The sequence below is a fragment of the Acrocarpospora corrugata genome, from assembly GCF_009687845.1.
Lineage (GTDB): Bacteria > Actinomycetota > Actinomycetes > Streptosporangiales > Streptosporangiaceae > Acrocarpospora > Acrocarpospora corrugata.
The window spans coordinates 176,835-192,127 of record NZ_BLAD01000045.1 but is presented as its reverse complement, the minus strand read 5'-3'; the positions used below and the strand labels follow the sequence as shown (position 1 = coordinate 192,127).

The 15,293-nt window shown below is 67.7% G+C and carries 11 protein-coding genes; 7 read left to right on the top strand and 4 right to left on the bottom strand.

The features are described 5' to 3' along the window. The coding region (locus Acor_RS13395) for a YxiG-like protein (protein ID WP_155336938.1) at positions 1-483 on the bottom strand (483 nt) is incomplete at its 3' end. A gap of 1,024 nt (positions 484-1,507) precedes the next feature. Between Acor_RS13395 and Acor_RS13390 the strand changes: the two genes are divergently transcribed. The 4 genes from Acor_RS13390 (at position 1,508) to Acor_RS13375 (ending at position 8,493) form a co-directional block, all read left to right on the top strand. Beyond that, entirely contained in the window at positions 1,508-4,759 is a 3,252-nt protein-coding gene (locus tag Acor_RS13390) for a beta-L-arabinofuranosidase domain-containing protein (RefSeq protein ID WP_218034260.1), read from the top strand. 53 nt (positions 4,760-4,812) lie between these two features. Further along, positions 4,813-5,994: a cytochrome P450 gene (locus Acor_RS13385; protein ID WP_155336936.1), complete on the top strand. Its 1,182-nt coding sequence runs from the start codon at positions 4,813-4,815 to the stop codon at positions 5,992-5,994. Between the two features lie 97 nt (positions 5,995-6,091). Beyond that, on the top strand, positions 6,092-7,474 hold the full coding sequence (locus Acor_RS13380) for a hypothetical protein (protein ID WP_155336935.1): 1,383 nt from the start codon (positions 6,092-6,094) through the stop codon (positions 7,472-7,474). Between the two features lie 218 nt (positions 7,475-7,692). Next, positions 7,693-8,493, top strand: a complete 801-nt coding sequence (locus Acor_RS13375) for a hypothetical protein (protein ID WP_155336934.1) — start codon at positions 7,693-7,695, stop codon at positions 8,491-8,493. Between the two features lie 32 nt (positions 8,494-8,525). On the opposite strand, the gene Acor_RS13370 is transcribed toward Acor_RS13375, so the two are convergent. After that, positions 8,526-9,500 (bottom strand): trypsin-like serine peptidase, encoded by a 975-nt coding sequence (locus Acor_RS13370; RefSeq protein ID WP_155336933.1) that lies wholly within the window; start codon positions 9,498-9,500, stop codon positions 8,526-8,528. 492 nt (positions 9,501-9,992) lie between these two features. On the opposite strand from Acor_RS13370, the gene Acor_RS13365 reads away from it, so the two are divergent. After that, a complete protein-coding gene (locus Acor_RS13365) occupies positions 9,993-10,325 on the top strand; it encodes a hypothetical protein (RefSeq protein ID WP_155336932.1) in 333 nt (110 codons plus the stop codon). 30 nt (positions 10,326-10,355) lie between these two features. Here the strand turns inward: Acor_RS13365 and Acor_RS13360 are convergent, their stop codons facing one another. Next, a complete protein-coding gene (locus Acor_RS13360) occupies positions 10,356-10,967 on the bottom strand; it encodes a hypothetical protein (RefSeq protein ID WP_155336931.1) in 612 nt (203 codons plus the stop codon). A gap of 198 nt (positions 10,968-11,165) precedes the next feature. On the opposite strand from Acor_RS13360, the gene Acor_RS13355 reads away from it, so the two are divergent. Both Acor_RS13355 and Acor_RS13350 read left to right on the top strand, forming a co-directional pair. Next, complete coding sequence (locus Acor_RS13355) at positions 11,166-13,217, top strand: sensor histidine kinase (RefSeq protein ID WP_155336930.1); 2,052 nt, start codon at positions 11,166-11,168, stop codon at positions 13,215-13,217. Next, the gene (locus tag Acor_RS13350) at positions 13,214-13,870 is read left to right on the top strand and encodes a response regulator (RefSeq protein ID WP_155336929.1); all 657 of its coding nucleotides are present in this window, start codon (positions 13,214-13,216) and stop codon (positions 13,868-13,870) included. Before Acor_RS13355 ends, Acor_RS13350 begins: the two co-directional genes overlap by 4 nt. A 42-nt stretch (positions 13,871-13,912) precedes the next feature. On the opposite strand, the gene Acor_RS13345 is transcribed toward Acor_RS13350, so the two are convergent. Then, the gene (locus tag Acor_RS13345; RefSeq protein ID WP_170316907.1) at positions 13,913-15,259 is read right to left on the bottom strand and encodes an FAD-binding oxidoreductase; all 1,347 of its coding nucleotides are present in this window, start codon (positions 15,257-15,259) and stop codon (positions 13,913-13,915) included. Between the last annotated feature and the right edge of the window lie 34 nt (positions 15,260-15,293).

The window sequence follows — 15,293 nt, the reverse complement described above, 5'->3', positions numbered from 1 at the left end:
TTGAATCGGGAATTTGTGCTCTGGTCCCTGCGATTCAGAGGGGAGTTCTTGGATCCCCAGGTCTGAGAAGACCAGCGTGAGGTCGTGCGCGTTGGTTTGGAACCGGACTTCATGGAAGTCGATGCCGAGGGCTGCGGACCAGTCCCTGGCGGTTGGTGAGTTGGCGACGAGCGTGCCCCCGGGGTAGAGCAGTTGCCAGTTGACTCCCCAGACGTACCCGTCGAGGTCCACGCCGGTTTCGTAGGTGGTGAGCCGGTCATCGAGGGACTCACGCCAGATGCCGGACGGCACGGTCGTAACGCAGTTGACCTGCACACAGTAACGGAACAGGTAGCGCAGTGTCGTTGGCGCGATCCCTGTTCTGGGGTCGGCGGATGCGTAGATCACGAGTTGGTAGTCGCGCATGTAATCCACGAAACCGTGGTGGAGCAGGGCTTGGTCGAAGACCTCATCCAGGGCCTGTTGCAGCTTTACCGGATCCATGAACGCAGTTCTACCCGCCCGATGAGATCTTCCGTTGGTCCTGGGCTTGCGACTATACGCCTGACCTGGGTTGTGCCTCTCACTCGCCTGTAAAAGGAAGAGGCGCAGGCGTGCCGGGTATCGTGGAAATTCGAGGAACGCTGGCATTGGTGCAGTGGGCAACGAAAGCGCGGTTGAGATTGCCAGATTCAATGGTGATCCATTCCTGGTGGTGAAGGCAAGATCAGAGGCCCGCGACATAGGTTGTTGGCTCTCGGATCACCTCGTCGAGTTGGCGGGTGAGGTAAACAGCCAAGGTTGGTGGGCACCGGGCTCTGCGTGTCAGTTCGTGGAGTCTGAGTTATTTCTCGTGAGTCTTCTCACCGAGTTTTGCCGTAGGCACACTTGCAGGTTTTCTTGACCCCGCTCAGTGAGTGTCTGGACGACGGATCAGCAGGAGGGACTCGCGGATCCGTCCGGCCGTTGGCGGACCTGCTGGCGGCTTGGTCGATCACCGCATCCCCGGTGAACGAGCCGATCACGGCTATCCGCAGGTCAAGCCCGCGCAGCGTCCTTCCGGCAGGTGCGGAACCCGCATTCTGTCCGTAACACATTGGTAACAGTTGGACCGACTGCTCTGGTCGGCGATGTCATGTGAGCGCTAACAATTCATCAGATGTCCCCTCGGATGAGCGGCTTCGCGCGGCTTCAGGTGCTGCGTCGGGGCCGCGCGGCGCACGATCCACGCTTCAATACTGTCCTGCCCGAAGCTTGTTGCCGGAAGGCACGGCCTATCACACCAAGGAGCGGTGTGGAAGGGAGCGGTACGGCCGATAATGTTAACGCTAACATTTTGCGACGGTAAGAGATCGCGCGTTCATGCGAGGGCCCAAGCTTGCAAGCGAAGGGAAGACGGGCCATGACAGCGTCCGAGAAGCCAGGAGTCAGCCGCCGCACGTTCGTGCGCGCATCAGCCATCGGGGTGGCGTTCGCCGCGACAGCAAAGGCTGTTCCGGCGTCCGCAGCGGAGACCACAGCCCACACGATGGCTGAGTCTTTGGCCGATATCCCGTACGTCGGTGCAGGAAGCAACACCGCGATCAGGCCGTTCTGGCTGCGCGAGGTCAGCATGCACGCCGGTCTGCTGCAGGAGAAGCGCGACCGGATGAAGGCGTACCTGCAGGCGTTCGACGAACGCCGCTTCCTCATGCTCTTCAACAACCAGGCTGGCCGGCCGAACCCTGCGGGCTTGCAGGTGCCAGGCGGCTGGGAGGACGGCGGGCTGCTGAGCGGGCACTGGGCCGGTCACTACATGAGCGCCCTTGCCCAGGCTTACGCGGACCAGGGCCAGCAGGTCTTCAAGGACAAGCTCGACTGGATGGTCAACGAACTGGCCGAGTGCCAGACCGCCATCACCGCGCGGATGGGCGGTACCGGCGAGCCCGAGGAGCCGGAGCAGCCCGTCATCGGCCGGGTCGCGGGACGCTTCGGTAACGGTCTGCGCCTCAACGGCGGCAGCAACGCGGAGCATTTACGCCTTCCCCAGGAAGCGGTGTCCCAGCTCACCAACTTCACGATCGCGACCTGGGTCAATCTGGCCGCGGCGCAGAACTGGAGCAGGGTTTTCGATTTCGGTCAGAACACGACCGTGAACATGTTCCTGACCGCTCGCGCGGGTGTGACCGGAAACCCGCCCAGGTTCGGCATCACCGTCGGCGGCAGCGGTCAGGAACAGCAGATCAACGGTACGACGGCGTTGCCGACCGGGCAGTGGGTGCACATCGCCGTCACCCTCGCGGGCACTGTCGGCACGATGTACGTCAACGGCGCACCGGTCGGCACGAACCCCGCCATGACCCTCAACCCGACCAACCTCGGCGTCCCGGGCAACGTCTGGATCGGCCGGTCCGCGTACGGCGACGCGTTCCTCAACGCGACCATCGACGAGTTCCACATCTTCGACCGGGCCCTCAGCCAGGCGGAGATCACGTCCCTCCAGAGTTCCGCCGCGGGCTCCACCGGAGGCGGGAACATCGCCTGGTACCGCTTCGACGAGGAAACCGGAGCGACCGCGCTCGACGCGTCGCCGAACCACCGCGACGCCGGCATCGTCGCCATCTCGCAGACCCCCGTGGGGCTCTGGGTGCCCACCCATCCCGGCTACCTGGGGGCCATCCCGGAGGACGCCGTGATCCGGATGGGTCCGCCTCGGTTCGCCGTCTATGGCGGCAACCTGACCTCGAACGTCTGGGCGCCCTGGTACACCCAGCACAAGATCATGCGGGGTCTGCTGGACGCCTACTACCTGACCGGCAACGAGAAGGCTCGCGAAGTCGTCATCAAGATGGCGGATTGGGCGCACCTTGCCCTGACCGTCGGCGACAAGAACCACCCGCAGTACCAGGGACCCATCACCAGGGACAACCTGAACTACATGTGGGACACCTACATCGCCGGTGAGTTCGGCGGCGCCAACGAGATCTTCCCGGAGGTCTACGCGCTGACGGGTGACGCCAAGCACCTTCAGACGGCGAAGTGCTTCGACAACCGGGAGTCTCTCTTCGGCGCAACCGTCGAGAACCGGGACATTCTCGTGGTGACCAACCCGGCCGCCATCGGCCGGCGTCGTCCGACCCGGCTGCACGTCAACCAGCACGTGCCCAACTTCACCGGCTACATGCGGATTTTCGAGCAGACCGGCGACCAGGACTACCTCAAGGCCGCGAAGAACTTCTTCGGCATGATCGTCCCGCACCGCATGTTCTCGCATGGGGGCACCGGCGGAAACTTCCCGGGCTCCAACAACAACATCGAGATGTTCCAGAACCGGGACAACATCGCCAACGCGATCGCCCAGGGCGGCGCGGAGACCTGCTCCATCTACAACGTGTCCAAGCTGGCTCGCAACCTGTTCTTCCATACGCAGGACCCGGCCTACATCGACTACTACGAGCGAGCCCTCTTCAACCAGATCGCCGGATCGCGGGCCGACGCGACCAGCACCAGCAACCCGCAGGTCACCTATTTCCAGCCCCTGACGCCGGGCGCGAACAGGTCCTATGGCAACACCGGCACCTGCTGTGGCGGCACCGGGGTGGAGAACCACACCAAGTACCAGGACACCGTCTACTTCAAGTCCGCCGACGGTTCGAGCCTCTGGGTCAACCTCTTCGTGCCGTCGACCGTGACCTGGGAGGAGAAGGGCTTCTCCGTCACCCAGGAGACGAGCTTCCCCCGCCAGTCCACCACTAAGCTCACCGTCAATGGCAACGGTCCCCTCAACATCAAGCTGCGGGTTCCCGCCTGGGTCCGGAACGGCTTCACCGTACGGATCAACGGAGCCGTGGCGCCGATCCAGCCCCCGGTTCCGGGCACCTACGTGACCCTGAGCCGCAACTGGCACACCGGGGACGTCATCGACATCTCGATGCCGTTCAGCATCCGGATCGAGCGCGCCATCGACCGGCCGGACACCCAGTCCATCATGTGGGGTCCGCTGCTCATGCCGATCGTCGGCAACCCCGGTAGCGGCGCCTACCGTGAACTGACGCTCTACCGCTACCTCAAGCGGGACGGCGACTACTCCCGGGCGGCCATCACGGCGGCCGGGACCAGCGCGGCGGGAGACCAGCTCCTCGCCACGCATGGGTTCACCCTGCGCCCGTGGTACGTCGGAGACACCCAGGCCCACTCCGCGTACTTCCGCCGGGTGGAGCCGAAGATCGTCTTCGGCAGCATCGACTCCGGCGTTCCGAACGTGAAGCGCAACGACGGGCTGCCCAACTACGACGTCCCGGTCACCGGTGTTCAGTCGCCCGGCACCGATGGCCTGACCTTCCTCGACGTGGTCTGGGACAACGCGCCGTTCAAGACCCACGCGGCGTTCGTCGCCACGGTCGCCGAGACCGCTGCGGCGTTCGTGGCGGCGGGGAGCCTGACCGGCGAGCAGCGGGACACGGTGGTGGCGGCCGCGGAAAGCGCGCGGAGCGAGCTGGCACCGGGCGCGGAGGTGCCGGCCACGGTCACCGCCGAGTCGCGCCTCATCGGCAGTACGGCCTACGTGGCGGTGCGCGTGGTGAACGATCATGACAGCCCCGTGGACGTTGTGATGGAGACGCCCTACGGCACGCGCGCCTACACCAACATCGCCCCGGGCAAGTCCGCGTACCAGTCCTTCTCGGTTCGGGCGCCGCGGGTCGCCGCGGGTCAGGTCACGGTCCGCGTCACCGGAACTGTCGACGGGGACGAGGTGACCTCCGAGATCGTCGGGCAGTACCCGGCCACCGCCGTCGGCTGATTCGGCCGGCAGGCTTTCAGGATCCACGACCATGACCTCATCGAAGGTGGCACGTGACTGTTGAGTTCAGGCCGTCGGAGCTGTGGGAGCCTGACACCCGCCACGACCCGCACGCGTTCTACGCGCGCGTGCGGGCCGCCGGCCGGCCCGTCCCCCAGGTCGATCCGGCCGGTAACCGGCTCTGGATCGTGGCACGCCATGCCGACGTCCTGGACGGCCTGCAGCACCCGGCGATCGGGCACGAAGTGCGCAGGCATCAGGCCCAGAACCTGCCGGAGGCACACCAGCGGATCGCGGCGCGCCAGCTCATCGAATTGGATCCACCCGACCACACCCGGCTGCGCGGGCTCGTCAGTAAGGCCTTCACGGCACGGACGGTCGCGCGGCTGGAGCCTTGGATCGCTGACGTCGCGGACCAGCTGGTCGCCCGTGCGCTCCGGCTGGGCACCTTCGACGGAGTGGCCGAGCTGGCCGATCCCTTGCCGGTCAACGTGATCGCCCAGCTAGTGGGGATCCCCGAGGACGACCGGGCGCAGTTTCGCGCCTGGTCGGCGACCATCGTGTCCGCGGCCGACCAGGATGCCGCGGCCACGATGGCTTTCGCCGCCTACATCGACAAGCTGGCCGAGCGCCGGAGAGCGGTCCCGCAGGACGACATGCTCTCCGAGCTCGTCGCCTTGGAGGCCCAAGGTGACGCCCTCGACCGGGACGAGCTCGTCGCGATGATCCAGCTCCTGCTCATCGCCGGCCAGGAGACCACGGTCGACGTCCTCGTCAACGGCATCCGGCTTCTGCTCACCCATCCTGAGCAGTGGCAGGACCTGCTCGCCGACCCGTCATTGGCGGACGCGGTCGTCGAGGAGACGATGCGGTTCCGCGGGCCGGTCGAGATCGTCCCGCCTCGCTTCACCTTCCGCGAGATCGACATCGCCGGGGGCACGATCCCGGCGTTCGAGCGCGTCGGCCTGTCCCTGTGGGGCGCGAACCGGGACCCCGAGGTCTTCTCCGATCCGGACATGTTCGACATCCACCGCTCAGACGTCCCTCGGCACATCGCCTTCGGCCACGGAATCCACTTCTGCCTGGGCGCGTCCTTGGCCCGTCTTGAGGCTCGCATCATGTTCGAGCGCATCGCCCGCGAGCTTCACCAGCTGCGGCTCGCGGTGGACCCTGCCGAACTGGACGGCTTCCGCCTGCATTGGGGAACTCTGCCGCTGCGGATCAGCAGCGACTAGGTCTACACGCCCGTGCCCTGGGTCTTCGAGGTTGATCTTTGCGGTACGGCGGGCGCTAGGCTTTCCCGCCTCCTGTAAATCGCCCGGAAAGTTCCCAATGCGCATAGTGAAGGTGTTCTGGTCGGCAGCGGTGGGGCTGTCGGTGTGGGAACTGCTGGTCGAGCCCATGTTCGCCGAAGTGAGGACGGTCGTCTGTAGCGGTGGCGTGCCGTTCGATATGGCGCGGCCCAGCCTGCTGGCCGAGGCGGCGGAATTCCTCGGGGAGCGGCTGGCTCTGCTCCAGCCCATACTGCTGGCGCTGGTCGCGCTCTGGGCGGTCCGGTCGCGGGTGCGAATCGGTCCTGCCGCGCTGGGGCTGGCGGTCGCCGTGCTTCCCGCCGCGCTGGCCGAGGCCGGGAACCTGCTGTCGCCCGAGCCGCCCTTCTGGTGGCGGGAGTGCCTGGAAGCCCAGCTGTCGCCGCCGTCGTTCGCGGTGCCGCGCCTGGTCCTGGCGTGGCTGGTCTCTCCCGCCACCATGGTCCTGCTGGCTGGGATCGCCAGAGCGGGGATCCGGCCGCGCTTGACAGACCTGCGGAACGCCGGGATCGCGGTGGTAGTCGTCGGGCTGGTCGCGCTGCTGCCCGGCGTGCTGAGCGGCCTGCCCGTCAATGCCGACGGCACTCCGCGTTACGTGGTGGCGGGGGGCGGCATTCCGTACGTGCTCGATCTGGAGTCCGGGGAGCCGGTGAGCCGGCTGCCCCGGGCGACACGCACCTACGCCCAGGCGAGTGTCATCGTCCGTGACGCCGAGCCCGGCCACTACGTGGCGGCGTTCAGCAGCCCGTTGGGCCGTTACTTCCGCCTCTACCGGATGACCATGGGCGCCGACGGCCGGATCACGGTCGGTGAGCGGCTCACCCCTACGCTTGAGGGCATGGCCAACGGCCTGGCCGTCTCAGCCGAGGGGCGCGTCGCCTACGCGCGGATGACGGACACGGCCAGTTTCGTGGGCACCCTGGAGCGCGAATGGCCTTTCAGCGGGTACGGCCTGCAATGGCTCAACGCTGGGACCCTCGCGCTCCCCTCGCACAGCGTTCCGGCCAGCACCCTCGCCACTCTCGACGTCGGTACGGGTGTGATCCGGGATGTCGCCGCCCCCGTCGAGCACGAGTTCACCCGCCCGCTTCTGGTCCTTCCCGGTGGGCGGCAACTCCGCGTGCTCGGCTGGCCGGCCCGCACACTCGTCCTGCACGAGGGGACGCGGTTGGTCAGGAAGGTCCTCACGCTGGACTGCGGTCACATCGAGTCGCTGGCGCTCGCCCCGACCGGCCGCCACCTGCTGGTCGGCGTCGACCGGGAGGCCGAGGAGATGGACAGATCACCCCTGGCCGGACTGCCGCCGTGTGGCGGCGCCGCCGCCCAGCTGCTGCGCCTCGACCTCGAATCGGGCGAGACCCAGGTCGTTCCCGGCCGGCAGGAACCCTGGGTTCAGGCCTGGTGACCTGTTGGCCCGCTATCAGGTCCAGCGTGATCGTTACATGCCGTAGGACCAATATCCAGCAGGTAAATCGGCGCGGCGCCGGGGGGTCGTCAGGGACGACAGTGCGCAGGAAGGGGCTCCCTCTTCGGCGATCGGGGAGCCGTACCGACTCCCTGCTAAGGGGAAGTTCAACGTTGAACACCTCGACCAGGCTCATCCGGTCCGCAACCGCCTCACTCATGATCGCGCTCGTCACCGGCTTCGTGACGGTGACGGCCGGCCCTTCGTCGGCCGACGTCCCCGGACGGGTGATCGTCGCCGACAGCAGTGAGAACGACTCCCGCGACAAGGGCGTCGAAGTCGCCTGCCCGTCAGGCAAGCGCGTGATCGGCACCGGGGCCGACATCAGCGGCGGAGTGGGCGGTTCCGTCATCATCGACCAGGTGATCCCGACCGTCGACACGGTCAGCGCGTACGGCGTCGAGACCCCGGACGGCACGGAGGCTCCATGGACGATCCGCGTGTGGGCCGTCTGCGCCAGCCCGCACGGGACCACCTACACCCGCTCCCAGTCCACCACGTCACACCCCAATCCCAAGTTCCTGGCGCTCTCCTGCCACCCGGGCGACTGGCTGCTCGGCTCTGGCTACCAGCTGGAGGGCGCGCGGGGCAACGTGAGCGTCACCGAACTCGTCCCGACGCTGACCGGCGTCTCGGTCGACACGAAGGAGAACCACCGGGGCTACGCCGCCGACTACTATCTCCGGGTGTTCGCGATCTGCGCCGAGGACGCCCCGGCGGGCCTGCAGGTCGTGTCCGAGGAGAGCGAAGAGTCCTCGGAGGACAAGGGCTCCGTCGCCTTCTGTCCTTCTGGGAAGCAGGCGCTGAGCGCGGGATTCTCCATCCCTGGCGCCGCCGGTGAGACCGTCCTCACCAACTTCATCCCCGCCAACGAAACAGCCATGGCCTACGCGAACGAACTGAGCGTCACCGGCAGAGACTGGAGCGTCATCACGTACGCGACCTGCGCAACTGAGTAGACGGAGGGCTCGGCCGTGGCCGAGCCCTCCGTTCACAGGATCGGGCCGGTCGGGTCGGCGCTTCTGGCCTTCCAGAAGGTGCCGACCGTCGTGCCGTCGAAGTACGGCGAGACGGCGGCGTCGAACTTGCCGTTCCAGTCCATGTCGGAGGCGCTGAGGCTGATCCCGTTCAGGTAGCCCAGACGGCGCTCCGACTTGTACCCCATGAGCCAGGAGGACCCGAGCGCGCCCTTGCCGGTGAAGCCGGATGCGATCGCGATGGTCTGGTCGGTGTTGAGGCCGGTCATGACGCGGAAGTTGGTGCCCTGGGCGTGTTGCATGCTCACGCCGGAGTACGCGGGCGTGCCGTCGGGGTGGCCCCCCGCGGGGTAGCCGAAGACGTCGACCACCTTCTTGAGCTTCTGGTTCCACGCGAGTCCCTGCCCGCCGACGCTGTCGCCGAGCCTGCTCGTGGTGACCAGTTTGTTCTCCGCGGTGATGGTCACCCCGGACCAGACGGTGGCGAAGGCGTAGTCGTAGTCGTAGTCCAGGTCCGCCGCGAAGGCGGAGGGGAGGTAGCCGGCCCTGCCGACATAGATCCCCCACGGGATCTTGCCTTTGTAGTAGCCCGGAACGAAGATCCAGTTGTTCAGCGTCACGGCACTGCCAGGCACGTCGAGCACGCAGTGGCCCGTGGTGGCCACGACATTGCGGTTGTCCGTCGACATGGAGGTGCCGGAGCACCAGTGCGGCTGCCCGTCGTCGCCGACGAAGAAGACCTTACCCACGGTTTTGGGCAGGTTGATGTGCTTGGGATCCTCTTCGGCTCCCGGCCCCCCCTTGCCGTCCATCGGCGCGTAAACGCCAGGTTCGCCCATCGGCGTGGGGGTGATGTTGGTGTCCGACGCATTCACCACGACCTGGTGCTCGTACGGCGTGGCCGCCAGCAGGTTGGCCTTCGCGTTGCCGAGCCAGTAGCCCGCGATCTGCTGGGCTCGCGTCGTGGTGGCGGCAAGATCGAACGTCATGGGCGGGTTGTCGGCGTTGGCGGGCGTTGCGGCCAGGGTCGAGGCCAACAGGCCCAAACCAAGCCCATGGGCGAAGATTGCACGCTTCAAAGAGGGTCCCCTGCTCAAACCGGGTAGCTCCCGGGCTAAGTAGAGAGAATGAACCCTTACCTCCAAACAATCCATTCCACTTCGTAGTGGCTTGTTAATAGCCCATAAAACACAAACACGACTAAATCGGGCGTAGGGATAGAGGTCCAGCCGAGGGATTCGCCGGAAATAGACGTTTGAGGCGCTCGGCGTGATCGCCTCTTGCGCCAGGGAGGTGTGGCGGGCTCGCGTCCTGCGACGCGGGGTATCTGCCGGTCGAGGAGATCGCAGGGCGGGTGCGCGACGTCCAGGACCGGGACGGCATGGTGTATCGAGAGTCGTTTCCGCACTACAAAGCGCTCTTGCACAGGAAAGTTTCCTAATAAATAATCCCGGTGACGACGTAGAACCCGGGAGGTTCCCATGCTCCGCCGTGTGTTCACCTTCATCGCCACCGCCGCCCTCGCCTCGGCCGGCTTCCTCTCCACCGCCGCTCCGGCCCAGGCCACCATCGTCGACATCCCGTTCGGTCCGCTGTCGATCGGCGAGTACTGCGCCGCCAAGGTCCACCCCGCCGCCTGGATCGGCTTCTACGAAGCCTCCGGTCTCAAGTGCTACACTCCGTCGGGCTCCACCGGACTGATCTTCCGGGGCACCGGAGACCCCTACCTGACCTGCAAGCACCTCACCTCCGACGTCATCATGGCCGCCCTCCGCGGCCCCTCCGACGGCATCATCTGCCGAGCGGTCCGCTAGTCCATCTGCCCGCGTGGGCGTACACCGCTCTCAGCTTTCGCCGCGCACTGTCTCGGGACGGAACGCGATGATGAGTCCGAGTGTGGCGTACCCCACGAGCAGGTGGGCGGCCCCGACGACGTGCCCGGCCGAGGTGCCGAAGATCGCGATAGAAGGGATGGTCACGACGACCCAGCTCTCGGCCACGAGCGGCCACACCCGTGCCAGCCCGCGCCACCGGGCGCTGAGCACGACCTTGATTCCGATCACGAACATGCCCAGCATCGAGATCGGCCAGAACGCGTCGAGGATGCCCAGCCAGGCGGCGTCACGCTCGGACGGGAAGAACGCGTGGATCACACTCCACGCCATGGCCAGCGCGAGCAGCACCCGCTCGACCGTCAACATGGCGCGCGCCGTGCGGGTCACGCCGGTCGCACCGGTACGGGCCATGAGCGCGAGGAGGGACAGGGCGCCGAACTGGAACGCCAGGCCACCCAGGTCGGTGAGCTTGATGCCCATTTCGGTAGCGGGCTGGAACCCGTAGATGAAGCTGACCGCCGACCAGGTCAGCGCCCCGGTGGAAAGCCCTAATGCCAGCCTGCGCACCGTCGCGTCGCTGACGGCGTGGGTGTCCCGCTGGGCGAGAGTGGATGAGGTCATCGTCTTCCTTTGCTCCATGGGCGGTGAGGGTCACCGCGGCAACGAGGACGATCCTGGTCAACCACCGGCCCAGGCAGTCAGGGCGTCGTGTCCCATTTCCTGGCCCCCCTGGCGTCCTAGGACAAATGGGACACGAGTCCTAGGGACATCCCCTGCCTGCTGAGGCACACTTTCCTGGTGCGGAATTTGACGGTTCGCTTGCGTATCGGGCCTGTGCTCTTCGCGATCGCCGCGACCGCCATGCCCGCGGCGGTGCTGCTCGACATGCAGGTGCCGCAGGCCCACCGCGCCGTGCTCGGCCTGCAGCCCGGCGGGTTCGACGCGATGACGGGCGTAGCGCTGGCCACGGCCGGAATGGTGGTGCTCAGCCGGTATCCGCGCCATTCCCTCGGCCTGCTGATGTCCGCCTTCGGCGCCTGGTGGGCGCTGGACGGCCTGGCGTCCTCATGGCTCGCCTACGCCACCATGCACGCGCTCCCGGGCGGGTCCGCGGCCTTCTCCATCTACCAGCGACTCGGCGCGGGCCTGGTGTTGCTGCTCCCTTTGGTGCTGCTGCTGTTCCCGGACGGGAAGCTGCCCTCGGGGTGGTGGCGGGTCGTCTCGCTGGTCAGCCTCGCGCTGACGAGTCTGCTCCCGCTGGCTCTGATCGCGGCGCCGTCCGGCATCGCCCAGGCGACCTCCGAACCCGGGCCGATTCCCGCGCCGTTACAGGCGCTGAACCTCGATCCGCTCTATCTGCCCCTGCCGGACGGCGTCTGGACCGCTCTGCTACTGCTGGCACAGGTGTGCGTCCCGCTCAGCCTCGTCGCCCCTTTCGTCGTGGTGGTACGGCGATACCGGACGGCGACCGGCATCGACCGGATGCGGATGCGCTGGCTGCTGTGGGCGGCGGTGGTCGACCTGCTGGTCATGCTCACCTTCCGGCTGCTGCCCAGCTGGTTCGGTTCCGTCGGCCTGACCGTCGCCGTGATCCTCACGGCCGGATCGGTCGCGATCGGGATCGTGCGACCGGATCTCGTCGACGTCGACCGGCTGCTCGGCGGAACCTTGGTGTACGGCATCCTGCTCGCCCTGACCTTCGTCCTCGACCTGCTGGTTCTCGGCAGCGCCGGCCAGCTGTTCGGGCCGCGTTTGAACGAGGGGGAGCGCCTGGTCATCGCCGTCTTCGCGGTCGCCATCCTGTACGCGCAGTTGCGACATCGGTTGTGGCGGTGGGTGCGGCGCTGGGTCGTGGGGGATCGGGACGATCCGTACCACGTGGTGTCCGGGCTCGCCGAACGGCTGGAGCGTACCGACGACTCAGAGGCGCAACTTCTCACGCTGGCACGGACGGTGGCCAGGGCCTTCCGGACGCCCTACGTGGGCGTGGAGATCACTGAGGTCAGCGGCGAACGGCTGCTCGTCGAGGACGGCGAGCGTCCGGCCGAGACGCGGGCGCTGCCCATCACGTATCGGGGGGAAAGGATCGGGCGGTTGCTGCTGCCGCGCCAGGTCGCCCGCCGGCGGCTCACTTCCGGTGACGAACGGCTGCTCGCGGATCTGATCCGTCAGGCCGCCGCGGCCGCCCGTGCCGTACGCCTGGCGGAGGAGTTGCAGCGTGGCCGGGAACGCATCGTCTCGGCCGTGGAGGACGAGCGGCGGCGCCTGCGTCGCGAACTCCACGACGGCCTCGGGCCGACCCTGGCGGCGGTCGCCTCCCGGATCGACACCGCCAGGATCACCGCCCGCCGCTCGGGCGAGGACGCGGACCGGATCCTCGGCCTGGCTCGCGGGGAACTCACCGGGATGCTCGCCGAGGTACGGCGGCTGGTGCACGGCCTGCGGCCACCCGCGCTCGATGACGTCGGCCTGGTCGGGGCGATCCGCCAGCAGGCGGAGCGGCTGCGGGCCCCGGGCCTGACCGTACGGGTCGAGGAGCGCGGCGACCTGACCGGCCTGCCGGCCGCGGTGGAGGTGGCCGCGTACCGGATCGCGTCGGAAGCACTCACTAATTTGGTCCGTCACGCGCAGGCCACCGAATGCGTGGTTTCACTCACCCGCGACGTCGAAGCGGGGTGCCTCAACGTGGAGGTCGTGGACGACGGTATCGGTCTCCCCGCGGAGGTGGTGGCAGGTGTGGGGCTGGTGTCGTTGCGTGAACGAGCCGCCGAACTCGGCGGGTCGTGCGTCGTGACCTCCGCCGTGCCGAACGGCACGCGGGTACAGACGCGGCTGCCCGTGCTGACCGCTGTAAGAGAGGTGGGGGTATGACCGGTAAGCGGCCGGTACGGGTGCTCGTGGTGGACGATCACCCGGTGTTCCGTGAAGGCTTCGCGGCGCTGCTGCGCAGCATCGACGAGGTCGAAGTCGTCGGAACCGCGTCGACCGGCGTCGAAGCCCTTGAGCAGGCCACCAGGCGAGAACCCGACGTGGTGGTCATGGACGTGCAGATGCCCGACATGGATGGAATCGAGGCCACCCGCCGTCTCCTCCAGGAGCACCCGGAGACCGGTGTCGTGGTGCTCACCATGTCCGAAGAGGACGGCACCATATTCGACGCGCTCCGTGCCGGCGCGCGTGGTTACCTCCTCAAGGGCGCCGAGCCGGACGAGGTGGTCCGCGCGATCACCACGGTGGCCGGCGGCGGTGTGGTGTTCGGCGCGGTCCTGGCCTCGCGCATCGCCGACTTCCTGGCCCCGAGACCGCGGAGCGGCACCGCCACGGCGTTCCCGACCTTGACCGCCCGCGAACACGAGGTGCTCGACCTGGTCGCCGCCGGTCTGTCGAACGGCCAGATCGCCGCACGGCTGTTCTTGTCGCAGAAGACCGTGCGCAACCACGTGTACGCGGTGCTCACCAAACTCCAGGCGGCCGACCGGGCGGAAGCGATCATCCGCGGCCGAGACGCGGGCCTCGGCCGCTGACGGTGTTCGTGTCCTGGTGGATGCTGCGTTCGGCCCCCGTGACTACGCCGGTGGTATGTGGTGGTTGCCCCGGAACAAGTCGTCCGGGTCGTAGAGGGCCTTGACGCGGCGGAGCAGATTCCAGGTGTCGGTGTCGAAGAAGGCGCTCGCGTCCGTCGGTTCCTCGACGAAGTTCGGGTAGTCGCCGACGCGGTGCGGTGCGACGGCGGCGGACAGGGCGTCGAGTCCTGCCAGGACCGCCGGCCTCAAGCTCTCGTCGGGAATGACCCCGAGGCCGAACATCACGATCTGGCCGGGGAGCGTCGCGCGTGCTCCCGCGCCCGGCTCGTGGCGGGCCAGGGCGCCGCCCATGTGGCGGAGCTGCACCATCGTGAGCGGCGATCCTGGGCCGGCAAGCTGGGCCACCTGCTCGATCGCGGTGGACGGCAGCTCGTCGAGCAGAGCGGTCGTGGTCCAGTAGGGCAGCGGGTCGGGCGGGTCCATGGCGAGCTCGCTGAGCGCGTCCGGCGGCTGCATCGCGAACGTGTCCATCTCGGGGCCGAGCCGGCGTAAAGGCCGCAGCAGTTCGCACCCGTCGGCCTCGGAGCCCAGGAAGGCCGCCATGACGATGACGAAGGAGCGTCCGCGGAACAGCTCGGGGACGTCGGGCAGCGGCGGGAAGTGCAGGATGGTGGCCCACGCGGTGATTTCCTCGGGCAGCGCCGGCAGCAGTGCGGTCCAGGTGTGGAGGACCTCCGAGGCACGCTCGATCGGGAAGAACATCGCGCCGGAGTACAGCTCGCGCACCGGGTGGACGGCGAACTCGATCGCGGTCACGACGCCGAAGTTGCCGCCGCCGCCGCGCAGCGCCCAGAACAGGTCGGGCTCGTGCGCGTGGTCGGTGCGGATGAGGTGGCCTTCGGCCGTGACGAGCTCGATCGCGGTGACCGCGTTGGACTGCATGCCGTACTTGCGGGCGAGCCAGCCGATTCCGCCGCCGAGTGAGTAGCCGACGATGCCCACGTCCGGGGAGGAGCCGTGCAGGCCCGCGAGCCCGAGTTCGGAGAGGCGCGGGGTCACTTTCTCCCATTTGGTGGCCGCGCCGACGCGGACCCGGCGGGCGTCGGCGTCGATCGAGACTCCGGTCAGCGCCGACGTGTTCAGGATCAGCGTTCCCGCCAGGGAGCCGAGCGGAGCGGGGTTGTGCCCCGTGGCCTGGGCGGCGACCCGGAGGCCGCGCCGGCGCGCGTAGGCGATCACGGCGGCGACCTCGCGATCGTCGGCGGGGAAGGCGATCGCCTCGGGCCGCTGATCGACCAGCAGGTTGAAGGTGCCGCGCGCGGCGTCCCAGTCGGGGTCGCCGGGGTGGACCATGCGGCCGAGGTCACTGGATATGCCGGTGATTGTCATCTGAAGTCCCTTTCTCGATGTCCCAGCAGCATCC

Bases quoted from the DNA above. Each gene is read 5' to 3' on its own strand.
- Acor_RS13360 (WP_155336931.1), bottom strand. From the start codon at position 10,967: ATGACCTCATCCACTCTCGCCCAGCGGGACACCCACGCCGTCAGCGAC.
- Acor_RS13365 (WP_155336932.1), top strand. From the start codon at position 9,993: ATGCTCCGCCGTGTGTTCACCTTCATCGCCACCGCCGCCCTCGCCTCG.
- Acor_RS13350 (WP_155336929.1), top strand. From the start codon at position 13,214: ATGACCGGTAAGCGGCCGGTACGGGTGCTCGTGGTGGACGATCACCCG.
- Acor_RS13345 (WP_170316907.1), bottom strand. From the start codon at position 15,259: ATGACAATCACCGGCATATCCAGTGACCTCGGCCGCATGGTCCACCCC.
- Acor_RS13375 (WP_155336934.1), top strand. From the start codon at position 7,693: ATGATCGCGCTCGTCACCGGCTTCGTGACGGTGACGGCCGGCCCTTCG.
- Acor_RS13370 (WP_155336933.1), bottom strand. From the start codon at position 9,500: ATGACGTTCGATCTTGCCGCCACCACGACGCGAGCCCAGCAGATCGCG.
- Acor_RS13390 (WP_218034260.1), top strand. From the start codon at position 1,508: ATGGCTGAGTCTTTGGCCGATATCCCGTACGTCGGTGCAGGAAGCAAC.
- Acor_RS13380 (WP_155336935.1), top strand. From the start codon at position 6,092: ATGCGCATAGTGAAGGTGTTCTGGTCGGCAGCGGTGGGGCTGTCGGTG.